Consider the following 21,085-nt stretch of genomic DNA (forward strand, 5'->3'; position numbering starts at 1 on the left):
AATTTATTTTTGTCCAATAACTGTAACGGTTATTCAGGACTAGTCAATCTTGTCTATGAAAGCTCCCAAATCACTTTAGAAATAATCCGGGAGGGGCCCAAAATAGTCCTGTCAACAATATCGCCTGATTATCAATGGATATTGTTGACAGGACTGAGGCTTTGGTAAACATTTCCGTGAAAAAATAAAAAATACCTTGCCTTTAAAGGCAGCCTATTTTTTATTGTATTTCATAAAGTTTGTACAGCTCCTGTCAACGTCGCCGTAACTTGCTGAGAATGAAGCGATATTGTTGACAGGACTAAAAATGTTTTTTTTGCGATGATAATTATTGTTTTCAATCTTTGTTTTCCGTTATAAAAACCGTTACTTACACCCGTCGTTCCTTAGCCTGCCTTTATTTTCCCGATGCCAATCCCGAACAGGCCGTCCGTCGTCTCACTTTTTGGATTCACCGCTGTCGTCCGCTCTACGCCGAACTGACGCCGTGCTTCGTCACCCTCTGACGATATGCTTCGTTTCCTCCTCATACAGCACTGCATGACACCTTCACGAAGCACTGCGTCGGGACTTCAGGAAGTGCTGTGTGACGGGGTAAGGGAATAGACATTTCATTGCCGATTCATTGTCAGCCATCGCTGCATACTGTTTTTTTGAAAAAAAGCCTGCCATTGAAGTGAACTTTATCAAGGACGGACAACTCTCTATTTCTTGATTTTATATCGAACTTACGTTAAACTTACAGCCGGGCAACTATCGGTTTCTATCCGAGTGGCTGTAGACTTATAGCCGGCCGCCTGCTAATCCCGAAAAATCGGAAGAGACAGGCCGAAAAAGCCATTTACTATATTCTACTTGTTTTGCACAAAATTCTCCCTACACTATTTACAAAGGACGTAGTTTTGCGAAAAAACCAAAAGATGCAACGAGAATTTAATCATTCTGTCATACGAATGAAACACACGTAAAGTATCATTGCACCGTAAATCCGATATTAAAAACATTATTGATGTTGGTACAGCATACAGACAATTAACAATTTATCAAACTAAAAATCTAATTTTATGCCGAATGTACAATCTAAAAAAAGGTGGACATTGACGCAAAGCGCAGTCTTTGTCATGTTTCTGCTAAGCAGTACCTTAGCATTTGCACAAAACAGAGTGACCGGTCAGGTAACAGACAGAACCGGTATGCCGCTTCCCGGCGTAAACGTCCTTGAAAAAGGAACAAGCAACGGAAGCATCACGGATGTGGACGGGAAATATGCCCTCAATGTGGAGAAAGGCAAAACCTTGCAGTTTTCTTATATCGGCTTTATGACTCAGGACATCAAAGTAGACCGCAGTGTCATCGACGTGGTTTTGCAGGAAGACGCACAGGCGTTGGAGGAAGTCGTAGTCATCGGCTACGGCAGCATGCAGCGCAAGGACGTGACCAGCTCCATTACGACCGTGAAGGCCGACGAATTGAATATCGGCGTATTCTCCGATGCAGCCAGCATGTTGCAAGGCAAAGTAGCCGGTCTGAACATCACGACCACAGGCGACCCGAACGGCTCACCCAGCATCACGCTCCGCGGTGCCTCTTCTTTGCGTGAAGGCGCAGCCATGCAACCTTATTACGTCATCGACGGTATTCCCGGCGTAGACATCTCAATGGTGGCTCCCGACGACATCGAAAGCATCGACGTGCTGCGCGACGCCACCGCAACGGCCATCTACGGTTCGAAGGCTGCCAACGGCGTCATCATCATCAATACCAAGAAAGGGAAAGCCGGCCAGGGACGCACGAATGTAACCTACAGCGGCTACGTGGCTTTCGACAATATCTTGAAGAAGATGGATGTGGCTACCGCCGACGAGCTCCGCACGTATGCACAAAAGAACGGGAAAACTTTGAACAATGACAAGGGAGCCAACACGGACTGGCAGGACGAGGTGCTCCGCACGGCCATCAGTCATAACCACAACCTTTCCATCACGGGCGGCAACGATAAGACGACCTACATGGCAAGTGTCAACTTCCAGAACCGCGAAGGCGTCATCCTGGGTACGAACATGGATCGCCTGAACGTCCGTTCTTTAATTACGACGAAAGTCCTTAAAGACCGGCTGGAAATGTCAGCCGGCGTCAACTCCCGCTACGGGAAATCGCAAGGCGTCCCCATGAGCAGCGAAGGTATCTCCGTATTGGACGCCATGAACTATTTCTCACCGGGACTTCCTCTCCGCGATGAAAACGGCAACTGGAGCGTGGCTTCCGGCAGCCAGAACATGAACCCGATGTCTCTGATTTACGAAGACACATCCGAAACCATCTGGAAAAACACCCAGATTATCGGTAAGGCGACACTGGAAATCTTGAAAGGTTTGAAGTGGAGTGCCAACTACTCTTTCACCAACAGCCAATCTACCTACAGCGAATATCATACGCACAATACCCAGCAACCGGGCATCAACGCCCAAAACGGACAGGCCAAGCGTAATACTTACTTCGGGCACGAACATATCTTCGAAACCTATGGCAACTATGATATCACCATCAACGATGCCCACAAGTTATCCGTCATGGCAGGTTACTCCTGGGAAGAAAAGATGTACAACGACGGCTTCGGACTGACCGTACACGACTTCTATGATGACGTGTTGAAATGGAATCAGCTGACTTACGCCAGCACCATCGACGGTATTCCCGCCATCGAAAGCGGTACGAAGGAAACCATCCGCAATATTTCGTTTTACGCCCGTGCCAGCTATTCGTACAATGGCAAATACATGATTCAGGCTACGGTTCGCCGCGACGGCTCCTCCGTATTCGGCAAGGACAACCGCTGGGGTACGTTCCCCTCTGTCAGCGTGGCATGGAACATCACGGAAGAAGATTTTATGAAGAGCCAGAACGTTCTGAGCAACTTAAAGCTCCGTTTGGGTTACGGTGTCAGCGGTAACGCCCTCGGCTTCGGCGCTTATACCCCTTACGAAACCTACGGTGCATCAGGCTTTTTCACCTACAACGGAAAGAGCTGGCGTACATTGGCAGCTACCAAAAACGCCAATCCCGATTTGAAATGGGAATCTACGGGTATGTTTAACGTCGGCGTGGACTACGCTTTCCTCGACGGACGCATTAACGGTACCGTTGAATTTTATAACAAGAAAACAAAAGACTTGATTTGGAATTATCCGGTATCTCAGAATTTGTATCCGTTCGGAGACATCAATGCCAACGTAGGCGAAATGACGAACCGGGGTGTCGAAATCTTCATCAACGCCATTCCAATTCGCACCCGAAGCTTCGAATGGAACACAACATTAACACTCGCTCACAATAAAAATACCGTTGACAAACTTTCCAACGAACAATTTAAGACCGACAGATTTACGCAAGGAGACCCGATGATTGCAGGAGTTTCAAGCGAAGGATTTACCCAGCGCATCATCGAAGGCGAGCCACTCGGAACTTTCTATACGTGGGAATTTGCAGGATACAATAAAGACGGTATGGCTTCTTATTATGTAAGAGATGCAGAGACCGGAGAGCGCACGGGAGAAACAACAATCAACCCGGAATACAAAGACCGAACTATCACAGGCTGTGCACAACCTAAGTTGAACTTCGGATGGAACAATACATTCTCCTGGAAGAACTGGAATGCAACGATTTTCTTGACCGGTGTACTTGGCAATGACCTCTATAATGGTGCACGCGCGAACTACACCAGCCCGGAAATCTATACCGCCGGTAAAAATATGTTGAAAGAGTTTATCTACGAACGTCCCGCTACGGATACAGGAGGCAACATACCTTCCGACCGTTTCATAGAAGACGGTTCCTACCTCCGTTTAGCCAATCTTACATTAGGTTACACATTTAAGAATTTCAATAATTGGCTGCAAAACGTACAGTTGTACATCACATGCAACAATTTATTTACCATCAGTGGCTACAAAGGACTTGACCCGGAAGTAAATATGGGCGGCCTGGCTCCCGGTGTAGACCATCGTTGGAGCACTTATCCACATACCCGCACGACCTTAATTGGCTTAAAGGTTAATTTCTAATCACCAATAGACTTATAATTATGAAAACAAATATAAAATCTTTATTTGCTGTTTGTACTGCAGCCTTGCTAACCGGCTGTACGGATCTGGACGTTAAGATTGAATCTCAATACACAGAATATCCGACCAATGACATTGCAATTGAAGCCAAAATGGCCGATGTGTATTACCAATTACGCGGTGATTTCGGACGCAGATACATGGAAGCGATGTCTTTGTCAAGCGATGAATACACAGCCGTTTCCTACGGTGGCGGTTGGTACGACAATGGAGCCTATGCACATCCAAGCCTTCACGATTTCAAAACAGAAGATGCGACTATCGACTGGATGGGAAACGTCACAGGCGGTATAACAAAAGCCAATACGGTTATCCGCGACTTAGGTGGTAACGAGGCTGGCGAACCGATTGCTCCCGCCCGTGCGATGCGTGCATACTTCCACTTCATACTGATGGACTGCTGGGGTGATGCTCCTATTTTGGACCATCTGCTTGCTGAAGGCGAATTAGTAGATCGTTCTCCACGCGGAGAGGTAGCGCGCTTCATTGAAAAAGAACTGTTGGAAATCATTCCCCAACTTACGGATGAAGTCAGTGACAATACGTATGGCAAACCGACCAAATGGATGGCGGAGGCCCTGCTGGTAAAACTCTATATCAACTGGGCCGTATATACCGCCCCGTCTGTAGACCGGTATGACGCCGCTACAGCTGCCAATGAGAAATTAAACGACTGCATCGCCCATTGCGACAACATCATCCGGTCCGGCTTGTTCAACTTGGGTTCCATGCCCTATGCCGAAAAGTTTGGCCCCACGAACGGTTCCCATGTAGAGGATTTCATTTATGCAATGCCCTACGATACTTACACGGCAAAAGGCTTGCAATACGGTCGTGCACGCACATGGAAAAAGGCCGGCGATGTGTCAAAGAGCTATTATGGCATGTCTCTCAGCAATTCGGCCGGTGGTTATATGACCATGACTCCAGAATTCTCTAAACTCTTCTGTTTGGAAGGAGACGCACGCAATAACAGTGTAATTCGCGGTACAGCCTATGTTTATGACCCCAAAACCTATCAACCGACATCCGAAGTCGCTTTGGATCCAGACGGAAATCCTATCGTCTTGACTCAGAGCATTACCCTTGAAAATCCGGGAGACATCCAGTTAGGTGTTGGCGATAACATTGCCGGTTACAATCAAGGCTATCGGTCTGTGAAGTTCTTTGTGATTGACGATGACTATAAGAATGGAAGAGACCAATCCAACGACCTACCGATATTCCGTTATGCAGACATTCTGTTGACCAAGGCGGAAGCTATCAAACGCGGTGGAACAGCTACCAACGGCGACACTCCGATGAGTCTGCTTAACCAAATTCGTACTTATGCTACCGCTCCGCTCCTTACAACAGAACCGAGCCTGCAAGATATATTGGACGAACGGGGGCGTGAATTCTTCGACGAGAACTGGCGCAGGAACGATATGATCCGTTTCGGGACATTTGAAAACGAATATTTCCCCCATTATCACGATTTCCCGACAGCCAATTTCGATAAGACACGCCGTATTTTCCCATTACATACGAATATATTGAGTTCTAATCCTAATTGGAAGCAAAACCCAGGATACTGATTATCCATTTTTAAGGTAAAAGCAAGCGATTGTTTTATTTAGAGTTTTAAAAATGGAGCCTTGTATTGCATCCGCAGTAATGCCATTCTGCGGATGTCAATACGAGGCTTTTTAATTTTTCCCTGAAACACAAAACGACAACCAAAAGGAAACGAAAAAGCGATGTTTGCTATTTCCGCCATGATTAGAAAACATTCTTCTTGCTTTTTCCTCGCAAATCTGTAACTTTGCCACAAAAAAGCAACTACATGAAAACAATCAGTATCACCGATTCAAAAGAAATAGAAAACATCATCCAACAATGCCCCTATTGCATGGTAGGCATCACTGATACAAACGGCCATCCCTACGTCTTCCCTATGAACTTTGCTTACGAAAAAGGTATCATCTACCTGCACTCCGGCCCCGACGGCGGCAAGCTCGCGATGCTCCGCCAGCGTCCAGATGTGTGCATCACTTTCTGCGACGGACACGAACTGGTGTGGATGCATCAGCAGGTGGCCTGTTCGTACAGCATGAAGAGCCGCAGCGTCATCTGCCGAGGGTGTGTCGAGTTCGTAGAAGACATGGACGAGAAACGCCGTATTCTGACTCTCCTTATGAAACATTACACGGACTATCCTTGCACAATGGGAGACCCAGCCGTGCGCAACGTAGTAGTATGGCGGATACAAGTAAAGGATATGACCTGCAAATCCTTCGGATTACGCCCAAGTGAACTATCAACGAAAAGGATGTAGGATATTTAGCAAGTTTTTGCTACCTTTGTTGCCACTTATGAACTATAAAGGATCATTGGATGAGTCCACTCAACTTTACCCACATCTTGGCACAGACGGTAGACAAGCTTTCGGAAAGCGAGTCCTACAAAGGCCTTTTTCACCAGCATACAGACGGCAATCCGCTTCCGTCGGGCAAGGTGTTGCAGCAGATTGTCGAACTGACACGCGCCATCATCTTCCCCGGCTACTTTGGCATCTCGAACGTGAACAGCCGCACACTGAAATACCACATCGGCATCTACATCGAACAGCTCTTCGAACAGCTGACCGAACAGATACTGGCCGGTCTCTGTTTTGCAGGTGACGGACAAGAGGATGGTTACTACACCGAACAGCTCCGCCAGCAGGCTGCCGAGAAAGCAGCAGGCTTCATCGCCACCCTGCCCGAAATGCGTCACATCCTGGCTACCGACGTCGAAGCCGCCTATAACGGCGACCCGGCCGCCCACTCTTTCGGCGAAGTCATCAGCTGCTATCCGGCCATTCGTGCCATCAGCAACTACCGCATGGCCCATCGACTGCTGTGTCTTGGCGTACCCCTCATCCCCCGTATCATCACCGAAATGGCGCATAGCGAAACAGGCATCGACATCCATCCGGGCGCACAAATAGGCCACCACTTCACCATCGACCACGGCACGGGTGTGGTCATCGGCGAGACCTGCATCATCGGCAACAACATCAAGCTATACCAAGGTGTCACGCTGGGGGCCAAAAGTTTTCCCCTCGACGCCGACGAAAAGCCCATCAAGGGCATCCCCCGCCATCCCATTCTGGAGGACGACGTCATTATCTACTCCAATGCCACCATTCTGGGCCGCATCACCATAGGGCGCGGAGCTATCGTGGGCGGCAATATCTGGGTGACCGAAGACGTGCCCGCCGGAGCACGCATCGTACAAACCAAGGCCAAGAAATAAATCGGAAATCAGACATATATTCATAAACCATACGAATGAACGAACAACCTTCTTTTGAGATGATAGCCAAGACCTTCCAGGGTCTGGAAGAAGTACTGGCACAGGAACTGACGGAATTGGGTGCCGATAACATAGAGATAGGCCGAAGAATGGTATCTTTTACGGGTGACAAAGCAATGCTTTACAAAGCCAACTTCTGCCTGCGCACCGCCATCCGCATCCTGAAGCCACTGAAACATTTCACTGCTCACGATGCCGACGAAGTGTATAACGAGGTGAAAGCTATCCGCTGGGAAGACTATCTGACGGTTGACAAATCGTTTGCCATAGATGCCGTTGTGTTTAGTGAAGAGTTTCGCCACAGCAAATTCGTGTCTTATCGCGTGAAAGATGCTATCGCAGACTACTTCCGCGAGAAGACGGGCAAGCGCCCCAACGTGCGTATCAACAAGCCAGACGTGTTGCTCAACATTCATATCGCCGAAAATGACTGCACTTTGTCGTTCGACTCAAGCGGCGAATCACTCCATCGCCGTGGCTATCGCCAAGAAGCCGTCGAGGCTCCGCTGAACGAAGTGCTGGCCGCCGGCATGATTCTGATGACGGGTTGGAGAGGCGAGTGCGACCTTATTGACCCCATGTGCGGATCGGGAACCATCCCCATCGAAGCTGCTCTTATCGCCCGCAACATCGCGCCCGGCGTCTTCCGTCAGGAATTTGCCTTCGAGAAGTGGCCCGACTTCGACCGCAACCTCTTCGATTCCATCTACAACGACGACAGCCAGGAGCGTGAATTCACCCACAAGATATACGGCTACGACAACAATCCGAAAGCCAACGAAATCGCCACTCATAATGTTAAGGCGGCCGGCGTTACGAAGGATATTGTCCTGAAGTTGCAACCCTTCCAGCAATTCGAACAGCCACAGAGAAAGTCCATCATCATCACCAACCCTCCCTACGGCGAACGCATCTCTACCAACGACCTGTTGGGACTTTACGAAATGATAGGAGAACGCTTGAAGCATGCCTTTACGGGCAACAGCGCCTGGATCCTGTCCTACCGTAACGAATGCTTCGACCAGATAGGCCTGAAGGCCAGCGCACGCATCCCGCTCTTCAACGGTGCACTGGAATGTCAGTTCCGTAAATATGAAATATTCGACGGCAAATACAAAGACTTCCGTGCTGAAGGCGAAGAGCTGGACAAGAAACAGCATGAACGTCATTCCGCCCCTCGCAAGGACTTCAAATCACGCGAACGCCGCAGCTTTGGCGACGGTGAAAAGAAAGAATTCAAACCCCGTAGTGAACGGAAAGACTTCGCCTCGCGGGAGAAAAAAGAATTCAAACACGAACGGAAACCCCGTTCGGGCGAATCGTATCCTGAAAGGAAAAAAAGAGAACTACGCAATAATCCTAAAAATAATCTCCGCAAAGATGAAAAGAATCAGTAAGAACATGGTAGCCCTGCTGATGGCAGCAGCCACCCTGACCAGTACCCACCTTATGGCACAAGAAACTGCAACAAACGAATTGAAATACCCCACGCTGGAAGATCTTATCCCCGGTGGGGCGACCTACCGCTATACCGAAAGCCTCTACGGCCTGCAATGGTGGGGCGACCAGTGTATCAAACCGGGCATCGACTCCCTCATGGCCGTCAACCCCAAGAACGGTAAAGAAACCCTGCTTACCACCCGCGAAAGCATTAACCAGGCACTCGAAGCCGAAAAGTTGGGCAAGTTGTCGCACCTCTACAATGTGCAATTACTGTGGGAGAATCAGACGCAACTCCTTATTCCCCTGCCCGGCCGATACATCATTTACGACTGGAAAGCGGGAAAGACAACAAACGTCCTGACCTTCGACAAGCAAGCTGCCAACACTGACTATACCGCAGCAGGCGGACACGTGGCCTACACGCTGAAAAACAATCTCTACGTGGACAACAAGCAGCTAACCGACGAACCCGAAGGCATCGTCTGCGGACAGAGTGTACACCGCAACGAGTTCGGCATCTCGAAAGGAACCTTCTGGAGCCCGAAAGGCACACTGCTGGCTTTCTACCGCATGGACGAGTCGATGGTGACCCAATATCCGCTGGTAGACATCACCGCCCGCGTAGGTGAAGTAAACAACATCCGCTACCCGATGGCGGGCATGACAAGTCACAAGGTGCAGGTAGGCATCTATAACCCTGCCACCGGCAAGACTCTTTACCTAAATACGGGCGACCCCACCGACCGCTACTTCACCAATATCTCGTGGGCATCCGACGAGAAGACCCTCTTTCTCATCGAGCTGAATCGCGACCAAAACACCGCTTGCCTACAGCAATATAGTGCGGAAACAGGTAAATTGCTGAACACCCTTTACCGGGAGAGACACACCAAGTATGTAGAACCTCAGCAGCCCATCATTTTTCTGCCTTGGGATCATACAAAATTTATCTATCAAAGCCAAAAGGATGGATATAATCACCTCTATCTGTTTGATACACGCATAAAAACGGAAGCACAGCGGGTAGAAGACAAAGCCGGCGGCGACCATATAGCGTTCTATCAAATGAAGCCACTCACTTCGGGAGAATGGCTCGTACAGAATGTCCTGGGCTTCAATGCCAAGAAGAAGGAAGTCATCATCGCCGCCACCAAGGAGTCGCCCCTACAGAGCAATCTCTATAAGGTAAGCATCGCCAACGGCAAGCTGACTCCGATAGACAACGGTCAGGGCGTACACAACGCACAACTCTCCGCCTCGGGTACGTACCTGCTGGACAACTGGTCGGCCCCCGATGCGCCACGCGCCATCAACATCGCCTCCACCACCAACGGTAAGGAGACCGTCCGCTTGCTCACTGCTGCTAATCCGTTCGAAGGCTTCAAAATGCCCAGTGTGGAAGTGGGCACCCTCAAGGCTGCCGACGACAAAACCGACCTTTACTACCGCATCATCAAGCCGGCCGACTTCGACCCGACTAAGAAATATCCTGCCATTATCTATGTCTATGGCGGCCCGCACGCCCAAATGATTGCAGGCAACTGGAACTACGCCGCCCGTGGCTGGGATCTCTACATGGCCAACAAAGGTTACATCCTCTTCACCGTAGACAACCGAGGCAGTTCAAACCGAGGTCTGGAGTTTGAAAACTGCACCTTCCGCCACCTCGGCATCGAAGAGGGCAAGGACCAAGTGAAAGGCGTCGAATTCCTCCAATCGTTGCCCTACGTGGACGCTAACCGCATCGGTGTACACGGATGGAGCTTCGGCGGCCACATGACGACGGCCCTGATGTTGCGTTATCCCGACCTGTTCAAAGTAGGTGTGGCAGGCGGCCCCGTCATCGACTGGAGCTATTACGAGGTGATGTACGGCGAACGTTACATGGACACCCCGCAGGCCAACTCTGAAGGTTACAAGCAGTGCAACCTGAAAAACCTGGCCCCCAACCTCAAAGGGCGCCTGATGATTATCCACGACGACCACGACGACACCTGTGTGCCCCAGCATACCCTATCGTTCATGAAGGCCTGCGTAGACGCACGCACCTATCCCGACCTCTTCATCTACCCCGGCCACAAACACAATGTATTGGGTCATGACCGCGTGCATCTGCACGAGAAGATAACGAGATACTTCGAGGATTACCTGTAAACACCCGGACAGATAAACATCTTATCCAAAAACGAATAAAATTATAATATAAACAAGCATTCATCATGAAAATATTACTCTTAGGTTCGGGCGGCCGCGAACATGCACTGGCATGGAAAATAGCCCAAAGCCCCAAAGTGGAGAAACTCTACATCGCTCCGGGTAATGCAGGTACACACGCCGCCGGTGAGAATGTGGACATCAAAGCCACAGACTTCCCCGCCATTAAAGACTTTGTCTTAAAGAACGGAGTGGAAATGATTGTAGTGGGGCCCGAAGACCCATTAGTGAAAGGCATCTACGATTACTTCGCTACAGAGGAAGCCACACACCATATTGCCGTGATAGGCCCCACAAAAGCAGGTGCCATGTTGGAAGGCAGCAAGGAGTTTGCCAAGGGCTTCATGCTGCGTCACGGCATTCCTACCGCCCGCTACAAGAGTATTACCGTCACCAACATAGAAGAAGGCCTCGCCTTCCTCGAAAACCTTAAGGCTCCTTATGTATTGAAGGCCGACGGCCTCTGTGCCGGCAAGGGCGTGCTCATTCTGCCTACGCTGGACGAAGCCAAGCGCGAACTGAAAGAAATGCTGGACGGCATGTTCGGCGACGCCAGCGCTACGGTGGTCATCGAGGAATTCCTCAGCGGCATCGAGTGCTCCGTTTTTGTACTGACCGACGGCAAGAACTACAAAGTGCTGCCCGTAGCCAAGGACTACAAACGCATCGGCGAGGGCGATAAAGGCCTGAACACAGGCGGTATGGGCAGCGTGACTCCCGTGCCCTTTGCCGACGAGGTATTCATGGAGAAGGTGCGCACCCGCATCATCGAACCCACCGTAAACGGCCTCATCGAAGAGAACATCCTTTACAAAGGCTTTATCTTCTTAGGCCTCATCAATGTGAAAGGCGAACCGATGGTTATCGAGTACAATGTCCGCATGGGCGACCCTGAGACGGAGAGCGTCATGCTACGGATCCAGAGTGACTTGGTAGACCTGCTCGAAGGTGTACGCGACGGTAACCTCGATACCAAAGAACTTGTCCTTGACCCGCGCACGGCAGTCTGTGTAATGCTCGTCAGCGGTGGATACCCTGAATCCTACGAGAAGGGCAAAGTGATAACCGGCTTAGAGCAGGCAACCGCTACGGACAGTATCCTCTTCCATGCCGGCACGACGCTGAAGGACGGACAGGTAGTGACCAACGGCGGACGTGTCATCGCTGTCTGTTCATACGGAAACACCAAAGAAGAAGCCCGGCAGAAAAGCTACCGCGTAGCCGACCTAATCAACTTTGAGAAAAAATACTTCCGCCGCGACATCGGCTTCGACCTGTAAAACATAGTTGAAGCATGAGACAGCAACGTTTTCAGAACAAAGTGGCGACAGGCAGGTTCATCCTACCTGTTGCCCTGTTGATTTCAGCAATCTGCTGGACAGTAACCGTTACGCTGTTTCCTGATACGGGTACAGGCACGGAAGATTCCAACTGGCCACTTTGGTTCAAGGAAGTAAGCGACCGGCTTCCTCAAGGCATCTTTTCGCCTCTGATTGGCTTTGCTCTATACGTCCTGACTACGTTCTTCCTAACCAACCTGAACAACATTTTCTCCATCATCCGCATCCAAACTTCCATTCAGAGTTTTCTCTTTTTGCTTTTAATCACTGCATTTCCACAACTCTACACAGAATTGCCGGGATTGCTGGTCGGCCTCAGTTTTCTCACGGCCTTCTACCAGCTGTTTGGCAGTTACCGCCAGGAAAGGTCTTCAGGAGCGATGTTCAATGCTTTTGCTTTCGCGGGTATTGCCAGCCTGTTTGTTCCCCAAACCCTGTTGCTTACTCCTTTGCTCTGGATCGGTGCAGCTAATTTCCAATCGTTCAACCTGAAGAGCTTGCTTGCCTCGATCATCGGCTTCATCCTGCCATGGTGGATACTGCTGAGTTACACCGTCCTGACAGGCACTAACCAGACATTCTTCCATCAACTGTTCGACGAAACACTCCTATACCGCCCCATCGGCTACGGCTTCGAATCCTGGATGGCGTTTCCATTGGGATTTCTCTTTCTACTCTTTGTTACCGGTTCCTTCCACTATTTATTCAATGGATACGACGACAAAATTCGCACGCGGGCCTATTTGTACTTCCTGATTCTCTTTGGTACTTGCCTCTTTGCCTACATTGGTCTGCAACCCTATCTGCTGACTGCACTTTGCCCCTTGCTGCTGATTATCGTCAGTCTGCTGGCAGGCCATCTGTTTGCCCTTACAAGCAATAAACTTTCCAACGTATTTTTTGTCATTTCCCTGATTGGAATTTCAGTCATGTTTGTCTATCACGTATGGATACTTTTATAGACTCGCTTGTCCGGTTCCTTATCGACTGGGGATATGCAGGCCTTTTCCTGTCGGCACTATTGGCAGGCAGCATCCTTCCCTTCAGTTCCGAGCTGGTGCTCGTCGCTTTGGTCAAATTAGGGCTGAGTCCGACGCTCTGCGTGTTCTCCGCCGCCGTAGGCAATACAGTAGGAGGGCTGACATGCTACTACATGGGCCGATTGGGCAAAACGGAATGGATTGAGAAATACTTCAAAGTGAAGCAGGAGAAAGTGGAGCGTATAATGCGTTTCCTCCAGGGAAAAGGCGCACTGATGGCTTTCTTCGCCTTCCTCCCGTTCGTGGGCGAAACCATTGCTATTGCTTTGGGTTTCATGCGCAGCAACCTTGTGCTAACCACACTCTCCATGTTTGTCGGAAAACTGCTCCGCTACGGCATCATGCTGTGGGCACTCCAAGAAGCTATTACGGCAATAGGCATCTGACGATTTATAAGTGAAAAAGTGGCATTTATAAAGTCGGTTTCCCCATTTAACATTTAGTAAGATGGATTTTGCAATTAAATAAATACCTTTGTAGCCAAATATCCGTCTCATAGGAAGAGAGGGATAAATAAAGTATTTATGAAACAGAAAACTATAACAACAAATGCGAGGAAAGCATTCATTATGTTATTCCTTTTAACAATACCATTGGTAACTAAGGCACAGTCAGTGGTAACGGAAATTTCATGGAATGTATATAACCAGAATTACACAGGTTTATTGGTCTTATATCCCAATAATAAAGGTATATTGAAAGTAAAAACATTTATAGCAGGAACAGGTTGGGTATGGGTACAAGAGGATGCAGTTCTTACTAAACAATATGATATGTGGGGAAATTGCACTTCTTACATCAACTGTTATAACCCCAAAACAAATCCTTATATTCCTTGGGCAGCAGATAATTTTGTGGTGTATCCTAATGGCACAATATACACACAGGATGCTTCTGGAACATGGTCTACTCAAATAGTAGCCTATGTCGTAACTACCAATAATTGGCAAAATAAATTTAGAGAATATGGAATTCAACGATAATATTAACATAAAATAATCGAATATGAAAAAGTTATTTTCTTTGATGGCAATGTTCCTGTGCATTTCTCTTTGTACAGGATGTATAGGAGATGAAGAGGAAGATGAGATTGCTTCTGGTATTGAAGATGATGGAACTGGACGAATACCTCCGCAATCTGAATTAATTGGAACTTGGCAGAGCAATAATTATCAAGGATGGGAACCCCGGTTGGAACAAGATGTTGTCATTGCACGCGGTTTGACTCTTAACAGTGATGGAAGTTATGAGAATAAGTATCGTGGGCATCTTACACAGGCAAAAGATGGCTCTTCTCTTTCTACTACAGAATTTGGAGAGTGGGAAATTGAAACTGGTACATGGTCATATAACTCTTCCAATGGAGAAATCACATATCGCCCAAATTCCGACCAACGTGTGAATTATGAGACAATGGTAATGGAAACATATACCCTTGATACTTATAAAGAAAAGTGTCTTATTAAAGAATCTGGCACATATAAAGGAGGCTGGATAACACTGGACACTTACCTTAAACGGGCAGGGAACAAAGGTGATTTAAGATATGTAATAAACAAGCAATGACAACAGGACATATCATTAGCAGTCTCAGGCAAAATGAATTTACTGACGCTGTGCTGACCGAAGCTCTTGAGCTGACAGGTGAGACACAGCTTCAGCTTTTTGAACTTGCACAGCAAGCAAGGCATATCGCATTTCCAGATGATGAAGTTCAGGTTAGAAGTGTGATTGAAATATCTAATGTATGCCGTCAAAAATGCAGGTATTGTGCAATTGGAGGAAAGGAACAAAAGTTTAATTATACACTTGACTCCAATGCAATTTCCTTATTGATGGAATACCTCTATAATAAAGGCCGCCGTAATATTCTCCTGCAATCGGGAGAAAATGTGAATGATGCTTTTATTAATGATGTAGTGGACGCTATTGATTTCGTGAAACAGCATCATGACGATTTAAGAATAATCTTGTGCATGGGAGATTTGAGCGAATCACAATATCAGAGACTTTTTAATGCAGGAGCAACTGATTATATACTCAAATTTGAAGCGTCTAACAGAGATTTATTTTCATACTGTAAACCCAATGACTCATTGGAAAACAGACTTGAATGTATAAAACAATTGCATAAAATCGGTTATCGTATAGGCTCTGGAAATATAGTAGGATTGCCCAAGCAGACATTGAATGATTTGGTCACTGATTTGCAGTTGATTCATGAACTACCCTTATCTATGAACAGTACAACCATTTTTATTCCGGCTGAGAATTCGGCCTTTGCAAATGAGCCTGCTGGTAATCCTATACATACGTTGAACATGATGGCATTAATGCGTATCATGAATCCGAATAGATTAATGCCAACAACAAGTTCTTTGGAGAAAATGATACCCGACGGACAATATCTTGGATTGCAGGCTGGAGCGAATACTGTTACGATTCATGATGGCACTCCAGAAGAGTTGCAACAGTTTTTCCCTATTTATTCGGCTAAACGCATCCGTCCACAAATAGAACATTTCAAAGACATTTTAGAAAGAGCGAATTTGAAAACAGATAAATTGAGTTAAACGATGGCAAAAGACTATATATCTTTATCGGATACTCGCTGGAAAGAATTTCAGGAGTTTCAAGGATTGGGATTAATACCTGTGCATGGAGATTTCTCACCTGCTGGAGTTCACTATCCTCCGATAACAAATTATCAACCTCTTACCCAAGAGGAAGCTTATAAGGACTATGCAGAAACAGTAAAAGGAGAGTTTGATGTGTATGTGCATATTCCCTTTTGCCATCGTCGATGCTTGTTCTGCCATTATCCTTCCCATTATCGTTGTTCTGATGCAGAGAAAGACATTTATCTGACTGCTCTTGAAAAGGAAATGCAAAACTGGCTGGCTTTTCATGGACTCAACAGAATAAAATCACGCTCTATTTTAATGGGTGGAGGAACACCTACGGATTTGTCTCCGTCTCAGTTGAAACGCTTCCTCACTTTTTTTTGCAAATATGTGGATATAAGTAAATGTCCTCAGTTCAATTATGACGTTGACCCTTCAACTCTTGTAGGAGAAGACGGATTAGAAAGGCTGCGCATTATTAAAGATTTTAAAGGAGACCGCTTGACAATTGGTGTTCAATCATTGAATGATGATGTATTGAAAAAGATGAATCGTTCTCATAATGCCGCTGTTGCAAAGGAGGCGATCAGCAACTGCTTGCGGATGGGATTTAATGTTAATATAGAGTTTATTTATGGGCATCCTGGAGAAACCTTGCAGAATTGGATTGATGTTATAGAAGAGGCTTGTACACTGGAGGCTGACGAAATTCAGCTTTACCGTTTGAAAATCGAACCTTACGGCGATCAAGAAGGGACAATAAAGAAATTCTCTGCCTACCACAATGAGGAATTGATTTCTGTGGAAGATACTATCAGAATGAAGGAAATATCCAATCTCATTTTAGCAGACCACGGATATACAGAGAACTTGCGTAGAGTATTCACAAAAAGCAAGAAGAATATTTCTATATATGCTTATAATCAATGTTGCCGTCTGCGTGACGAAGTTGGTTTTGGTATATCAGCATTTAGTAGTCTGAATGACCGTTTCCTTATCAACACTCCCGATTTTGAAGACTATTATAAGCGTGTTGCTAAAGGATATTTGGCTGTAAACAGAGGATTGTTACGCTCATCGGAACAGCAAATACGATGGTCTATAATACTTCCATTGAAGAATTATTTTATCGACAAAGCTTTATTCAAGAAAATCAATAAGGTTGATATAGGATCTGTTTTTGCTGACAAATTCGAACTATTGAAAAAATACGATTTCATTAGTGAAACGGACAAGAAGATAGAACTTACCCCTAAAGGGGCATTCTATTCGGATGAGATAGTTCATGTATTTTATGAGAATCAACACCAATCTTTCCCACCAGAAGATTTCAGGACAGGGTGTCTTAATCCATATAACCAATGAAAACTGTAAAAATACTTCCAATTTGCATATTGGTAATGGCATTGATGATACAACAGGCAAAGGCACAGTATCAAATTGAGATTAAAGATCCATCCTCTCTTGTAAGAGTGGGGATGGATCCACATCCTACAGATAGTACGGATATTGCACTTGCATATACATTATTAGGTGCTTTGGATAATAATAATGTCGATTCTATTGCGTATGTGAGAGATCAATGGCATAAAAAAGCGGATGCAAACTTTACTAAAGACAAAGCTTATAGCTCTTTGGATTATCTGCTTTCACGTTATCTGTGTGATTTGTCAAATGTAAAAATAGAAAAACGGGATGTCCTTACAGAAGATTTATATTCGTATTTCATGAATGATGCTTGCAGTCATTTGAAAGATTATTTGGTATTGAAATATGAATTGAATAACTATCGTCCACGAAGTGTGAAAGAGTATATTCAACAACGGACTTTTTATGAAGACATGTTGATGTTCAATGACCCGAATCGTGAACAATGGGATAAAACCGATGAAGTTCTCAAAAATATACCTTTGCATAAGGGTGACAAGATTGTTGATGTCGGCTGCGGATTTGGGTATAATTCTTGGAGATTCAGTAATATCGTTGGTAAAACGGGGACTGTCTATTCGACTGATACGGAAGCATCTTATGTAGATTATTTTGCCAGATTGTTAAAGAGGAACAACATAAAAAATATCCATCCGATAACATCTACCAGCAATGACTTGTCTGTTAATGACAGCGTAGATGTGATTTTTATGAGTTCACTCTATCATATTTTATATACGTGGTCACGGGAAGATGAACGTAGCTCATTTCTAAAGTCAATCAAAAAACGGTTAAAGCAAGGTGGGTATATCGTGATTGTTGACAATGTAGCCCAGAACGGACGGGAACTTAATAACTGCCATGTCAATCCAAGACTTGTTGAAGCTCAATTAGGATATTGGGGATTTGAGCCTATATCTGATATTTGTTTATCAGAACAAAGATATATGCTTGTATTCCGTCACAATGACAATTATATTCCTAATATAACAGTAAAAGCTGCAACTTCTAATCCAATTCTAAATATACAAAGTCAGAAATCTGTTATCCACATAGGAAGTCTCGATTCTTATGACATTACAGATCGTGGTGTTGATGCCGCCCAGTATGTTTATGACTTTATGGGTAACGAACAAACAGAACTGGCCGATATTGCCATTGAAAAATACAAAGAACTGCTGCCCACAGAAAATTTTGGAGGAGAATATTCAGCCTTACAATGGCTTTGTGAGGTTAAAAAAGCGGATACAGAAACCCGTAAACAGATGTTGGAAGATAGATTGGCAAGAAGCTTCTACCATAAACTGACAGATGATAGTTGCAAAGTCATACGGTATTATCTTCTTCATAAATACAAATTAGGGAATGATTCCATAAGAATGATGTCTGACTCTATTTTGGAAAAAAGCGGGGAAGTGGGACGAACACACCGTTCTTATTTAGAGGATTATATTCTTGCATTAAATCCTCGTCGCCCACAATGGGAACATACGGATTCTTTAATAGCCCATTTGAATATAGTGGATGGAGAAACAATTGCAGATATTGGCTGTGGCTCAGGTTTCTTTACTGACAAATTTTCACGATTGGTAGGCGAGAAAGGTAAAGTATATGCCATAGAAATAAAGGATGAGCATATCAACACCCTTAATGAGTATCTAAATAATGAATGTATTAAAAATGTATCTGTCATCAAAGGAATGGATAATGCCATTGAACTTCCAGAACAAGTAGATAAGATGTTTATGTGTTCTTTATACCATGTCTTATACGGTGTAAATTCAGATGCAGATAGGGATAAATACCTTCAGAGTTTAGTAAAACTGCTAAAGCCCAATGGAGAACTGATTATTGTCGATAATGGTCCTGTAGATGATGACACATTGCCATATCACGGCCCATACATATCCCGGGAATTAATAGAATATCAATTAAGGTTCTACGGACTTCATCTTGTTGACTATTATCAGATAATCCCTCAACGTTATATGCTAAAATTTAAACGGTCAAATTAAAACGTATATGAAACAAAAGGTTATTATATTAGGATTATTCATTACGTCTCTTTTTATCTCAAATCCAGCAAATGCCCAAATGTTTGATGGAAGTGCCCGGTGGGATGATGACGATGAAAGCACATTGATCATGGGCAAATGGTCACAACTTTTCTATGAAGTCAATGTAGGATGGAATGTTTCTGATTTTGAACATTATGCAAATTTTCTATATTTTGGAATAGGTGTTGGTTATCCGGTAAATACCAAAAACGCATGGAGAAAATTTCTACCCAAGCAACAAATACCTTCAAATGAGGAAGAAGCAGAATTGTTTGGATCAATGAATACAGATGATGTATATGGAGGAAAGATTGGAATGGGATGGATTCATTATTTTAACCATTCCATTGGATTTTATACGCAAGTAAGTTGGGGCTTTCTTGCTGACTTTGGCAGCCCGGCAGATGAAGATACTTCCACAACGACGAGTTCAAGCACTAAGAAGACTTTCATCTACAATACTGTACCTGTAGAGTTGGGATTGTGTATAAATTGCTGGAAACATTTGCATCTTCAATGTGGTGCAACTTATATGTGGAAAGAAATACCACTTGTAACCGTTGGTATCGGATATGCTTTTTAATCGTTTGTTATGATGTATCTTGGTATAATCGTTGCTTTGCTCTCTGCAGCATCATGGGCTTTTGCCACTGTGGTGTTTGACAGAATCGGGAAAGTTGTGCCATACGTTGGTATAACTTTTCTGAAAGGCATATTCAGTATTATACTAATGATTGCTTTGTTGATATTTACGGGAGGACTGCATGACATTGGAATATGGGAATTTTCTTTTCTTGCCCTAAGCGGTATTATTGGCATATCAGTCGGAGATTCTCTTTTTTTTAAGTCTTTGCAGGATCTTGGAGCCAAAGTTCAGGTGATATTTTTTCTATTAGGACAGATATTCACTATGATATTTTCACTCCTTCTATTAGATGAATTGTTATCTCTCGAACAATACATTGGTGCCATAATTTTGTTGACGGGCATTGTCGTTGTCATTTGGGGAAAACAGGAAAACCATCCGAATAAAATACGTGGGATCATATGCGGGCTATTGTCAATTCTGTGTTTCTCTGTTTCCGCAATCATGGTAAAAAAGGCTATCGCTGATGTTGAAGTTGTAACGGCTACATTTTACAGGATGGCTTTCGGTACGGTTTTCACGCTTGGATTCGGTGTAATGGGAAAGCAACTGCCCTCATGGATAAAGCCTTTGAGGGATAAACGACTTTTAGCTTTATTCATTCTCAATGTTTTTGTAATAACCTATGGAGGCTTCCTGTTATCAACGATTGCTATAAAACTGATCTCTGTATCATTAGTTTCCGTATTGGGTACTACAGAACCCGTATTTGTCCTCTTGTTTGCATATTTGATTAATAAGGAGAAGATTACAAAACAAGAAGTAATTGGAACAATGATAACCTTAACAGGACTGTTCATTATTATTAATGGCGAGTAAAACAGACGAAT

General features: G+C 45.3%; 17 protein-coding genes and 1 pseudogene. All 18 read left to right on the plus strand.

Annotated elements, in window-relative coordinates; translation table 11 throughout:
* Nucleotides 1–344: 344 nt before the first annotated feature.
* Complete coding sequence (locus tag Q0Z70_RS00005) at nucleotides 345–506, plus strand: DUF4248 domain-containing protein (RefSeq protein WP_298071430.1); 162 nt, start codon at nucleotides 345–347, stop codon at nucleotides 504–506.
* 101 nt (nucleotides 507–607) lie between these two features.
* Nucleotides 608–715: pseudogene (locus Q0Z70_RS00010) on the plus strand (IS982 family transposase); the annotation flags it as partial.
* A 349-nt stretch (nucleotides 716–1,064) separates the two neighbouring features.
* Nucleotides 1,065–4,064, plus strand: coding sequence for a TonB-dependent receptor (locus Q0Z70_RS00015; RefSeq protein ID WP_298071432.1), 3,000 nt, complete (start codon nucleotides 1,065–1,067; stop codon nucleotides 4,062–4,064).
* 20 nt (nucleotides 4,065–4,084) lie between these two features.
* Nucleotides 4,085–5,701, plus strand: coding sequence for a RagB/SusD family nutrient uptake outer membrane protein (locus Q0Z70_RS00020; protein ID WP_298071434.1), 1,617 nt, complete (start codon nucleotides 4,085–4,087; stop codon nucleotides 5,699–5,701).
* Between the two features lie 248 nt (nucleotides 5,702–5,949).
* Nucleotides 5,950–6,441 carry a pyridoxamine 5'-phosphate oxidase family protein gene (locus Q0Z70_RS00025; protein ID WP_298071436.1) on the plus strand — a complete coding sequence of 164 codons (492 nt, stop codon included), beginning with the start codon at nucleotides 5,950–5,952 and terminating at the stop codon, nucleotides 6,439–6,441.
* Between the two features lie 59 nt (nucleotides 6,442–6,500).
* Complete coding sequence (locus tag Q0Z70_RS00030; RefSeq protein ID WP_298071438.1) at nucleotides 6,501–7,403, plus strand: serine acetyltransferase; 903 nt, start codon at nucleotides 6,501–6,503, stop codon at nucleotides 7,401–7,403.
* Nucleotides 7,404–7,438: 35 nt separating this feature from the next.
* Nucleotides 7,439–8,860: a THUMP domain-containing protein gene (locus Q0Z70_RS00035; RefSeq protein WP_298071440.1), complete on the plus strand. Its 1,422-nt coding sequence runs from the start codon at nucleotides 7,439–7,441 to the stop codon at nucleotides 8,858–8,860.
* Nucleotides 8,844–11,060 carry a DPP IV N-terminal domain-containing protein gene (locus Q0Z70_RS00040; RefSeq protein ID WP_298071441.1) on the plus strand — a complete coding sequence of 739 codons (2,217 nt, stop codon included), beginning with the start codon at nucleotides 8,844–8,846 and terminating at the stop codon, nucleotides 11,058–11,060. Before Q0Z70_RS00035 ends, Q0Z70_RS00040 begins: the two co-directional genes overlap by 17 nt.
* Before the next feature lie 65 nt (nucleotides 11,061–11,125).
* Entirely contained in the window at nucleotides 11,126–12,400 is a 1,275-nt protein-coding gene (gene purD / locus Q0Z70_RS00045; RefSeq protein WP_298071442.1) for a phosphoribosylamine--glycine ligase, read from the plus strand.
* 14 nt (nucleotides 12,401–12,414) lie between these two features.
* Entirely contained in the window at nucleotides 12,415–13,422 is a 1,008-nt protein-coding gene (locus Q0Z70_RS00050; RefSeq protein ID WP_298071443.1) for a hypothetical protein, read from the plus strand.
* On the plus strand, nucleotides 13,407–13,886 hold the full coding sequence (locus tag Q0Z70_RS00055) for a YqaA family protein (RefSeq protein WP_298071444.1): 480 nt from the start codon (nucleotides 13,407–13,409) through the stop codon (nucleotides 13,884–13,886). Before Q0Z70_RS00050 ends, Q0Z70_RS00055 begins: the two co-directional genes overlap by 16 nt.
* Nucleotides 13,887–14,024: 138 nt before the next feature.
* Complete coding sequence (locus tag Q0Z70_RS00060; RefSeq protein ID WP_298071446.1) at nucleotides 14,025–14,483, plus strand: hypothetical protein; 459 nt, start codon at nucleotides 14,025–14,027, stop codon at nucleotides 14,481–14,483.
* A 22-nt stretch (nucleotides 14,484–14,505) separates the two neighbouring features.
* Entirely contained in the window at nucleotides 14,506–15,066 is a 561-nt protein-coding gene (locus Q0Z70_RS00065) for a hypothetical protein (RefSeq protein WP_298071447.1), read from the plus strand.
* Nucleotides 15,063–16,073, plus strand: coding sequence for a radical SAM protein (locus Q0Z70_RS00070; protein WP_298071449.1), 1,011 nt, complete (start codon nucleotides 15,063–15,065; stop codon nucleotides 16,071–16,073). Before Q0Z70_RS00065 ends, Q0Z70_RS00070 begins: the two co-directional genes overlap by 4 nt.
* Nucleotides 16,074–16,076: 3 nt before the next feature.
* Nucleotides 16,077–17,489 (plus strand): radical SAM protein, encoded by a 1,413-nt coding sequence (locus Q0Z70_RS00075; protein WP_298071451.1) that lies wholly within the window; start codon nucleotides 16,077–16,079, stop codon nucleotides 17,487–17,489.
* Nucleotides 17,486–19,567 (plus strand): methyltransferase domain-containing protein, encoded by a 2,082-nt coding sequence (locus tag Q0Z70_RS00080; protein ID WP_298071453.1) that lies wholly within the window; start codon nucleotides 17,486–17,488, stop codon nucleotides 19,565–19,567. The genes Q0Z70_RS00075 and Q0Z70_RS00080 overlap by 4 nt, the downstream gene beginning before the upstream one ends.
* 7 nt (nucleotides 19,568–19,574) lie before the next feature.
* Nucleotides 19,575–20,192 carry a hypothetical protein gene (locus Q0Z70_RS00085; protein ID WP_298071455.1) on the plus strand — a complete coding sequence of 206 codons (618 nt, stop codon included), beginning with the start codon at nucleotides 19,575–19,577 and terminating at the stop codon, nucleotides 20,190–20,192.
* Nucleotides 20,193–20,201: 9 nt separating this feature from the next.
* Nucleotides 20,202–21,074 carry a DMT family transporter gene (locus tag Q0Z70_RS00090; RefSeq protein ID WP_298071457.1) on the plus strand — a complete coding sequence of 291 codons (873 nt, stop codon included), beginning with the start codon at nucleotides 20,202–20,204 and terminating at the stop codon, nucleotides 21,072–21,074.
* The last annotated feature ends 11 nt before the right edge of the window (nucleotides 21,075–21,085 follow it).

The organism is uncultured Bacteroides sp., from assembly GCF_947632445.1.
In the GTDB taxonomy this organism is placed as follows: domain Bacteria; phylum Bacteroidota; class Bacteroidia; order Bacteroidales; family Bacteroidaceae; genus Bacteroides.

What these genes read in the sequence shown, in the direction of transcription:
- Q0Z70_RS00015 (WP_298071432.1), top strand. Translation starts at nt 1,065, where the DNA reads ATGCCGAATGTACAATCTAAAAAAAGGTGGACATTGACGCAAAGCGCA.
- Q0Z70_RS00020 (WP_298071434.1), top strand. Translation starts at nt 4,085, where the DNA reads ATGAAAACAAATATAAAATCTTTATTTGCTGTTTGTACTGCAGCCTTG.
- Q0Z70_RS00025 (WP_298071436.1), top strand. Translation starts at nt 5,950, where the DNA reads ATGAAAACAATCAGTATCACCGATTCAAAAGAAATAGAAAACATCATC.
- Q0Z70_RS00030 (WP_298071438.1), top strand. Translation starts at nt 6,501, where the DNA reads ATGAGTCCACTCAACTTTACCCACATCTTGGCACAGACGGTAGACAAG.
- Q0Z70_RS00035 (WP_298071440.1), top strand. Translation starts at nt 7,439, where the DNA reads ATGAACGAACAACCTTCTTTTGAGATGATAGCCAAGACCTTCCAGGGT.
- Q0Z70_RS00040 (WP_298071441.1), top strand. Translation starts at nt 8,844, where the DNA reads ATGAAAAGAATCAGTAAGAACATGGTAGCCCTGCTGATGGCAGCAGCC.
- purD (WP_298071442.1), top strand. Translation starts at nt 11,126, where the DNA reads ATGAAAATATTACTCTTAGGTTCGGGCGGCCGCGAACATGCACTGGCA.
- Q0Z70_RS00050 (WP_298071443.1), top strand. Translation starts at nt 12,415, where the DNA reads ATGAGACAGCAACGTTTTCAGAACAAAGTGGCGACAGGCAGGTTCATC.
- Q0Z70_RS00055 (WP_298071444.1), top strand. Translation starts at nt 13,407, where the DNA reads ATGGATACTTTTATAGACTCGCTTGTCCGGTTCCTTATCGACTGGGGA.
- Q0Z70_RS00060 (WP_298071446.1), top strand. Translation starts at nt 14,025, where the DNA reads ATGAAACAGAAAACTATAACAACAAATGCGAGGAAAGCATTCATTATG.
- Q0Z70_RS00065 (WP_298071447.1), top strand. Translation starts at nt 14,506, where the DNA reads ATGAAAAAGTTATTTTCTTTGATGGCAATGTTCCTGTGCATTTCTCTT.
- Q0Z70_RS00070 (WP_298071449.1), top strand. Translation starts at nt 15,063, where the DNA reads ATGACAACAGGACATATCATTAGCAGTCTCAGGCAAAATGAATTTACT.
- Q0Z70_RS00075 (WP_298071451.1), top strand. Translation starts at nt 16,077, where the DNA reads ATGGCAAAAGACTATATATCTTTATCGGATACTCGCTGGAAAGAATTT.
- Q0Z70_RS00080 (WP_298071453.1), top strand. Translation starts at nt 17,486, where the DNA reads ATGAAAACTGTAAAAATACTTCCAATTTGCATATTGGTAATGGCATTG.
- Q0Z70_RS00085 (WP_298071455.1), top strand. Translation starts at nt 19,575, where the DNA reads ATGAAACAAAAGGTTATTATATTAGGATTATTCATTACGTCTCTTTTT.
- Q0Z70_RS00090 (WP_298071457.1), top strand. Translation starts at nt 20,202, where the DNA reads ATGATGTATCTTGGTATAATCGTTGCTTTGCTCTCTGCAGCATCATGG.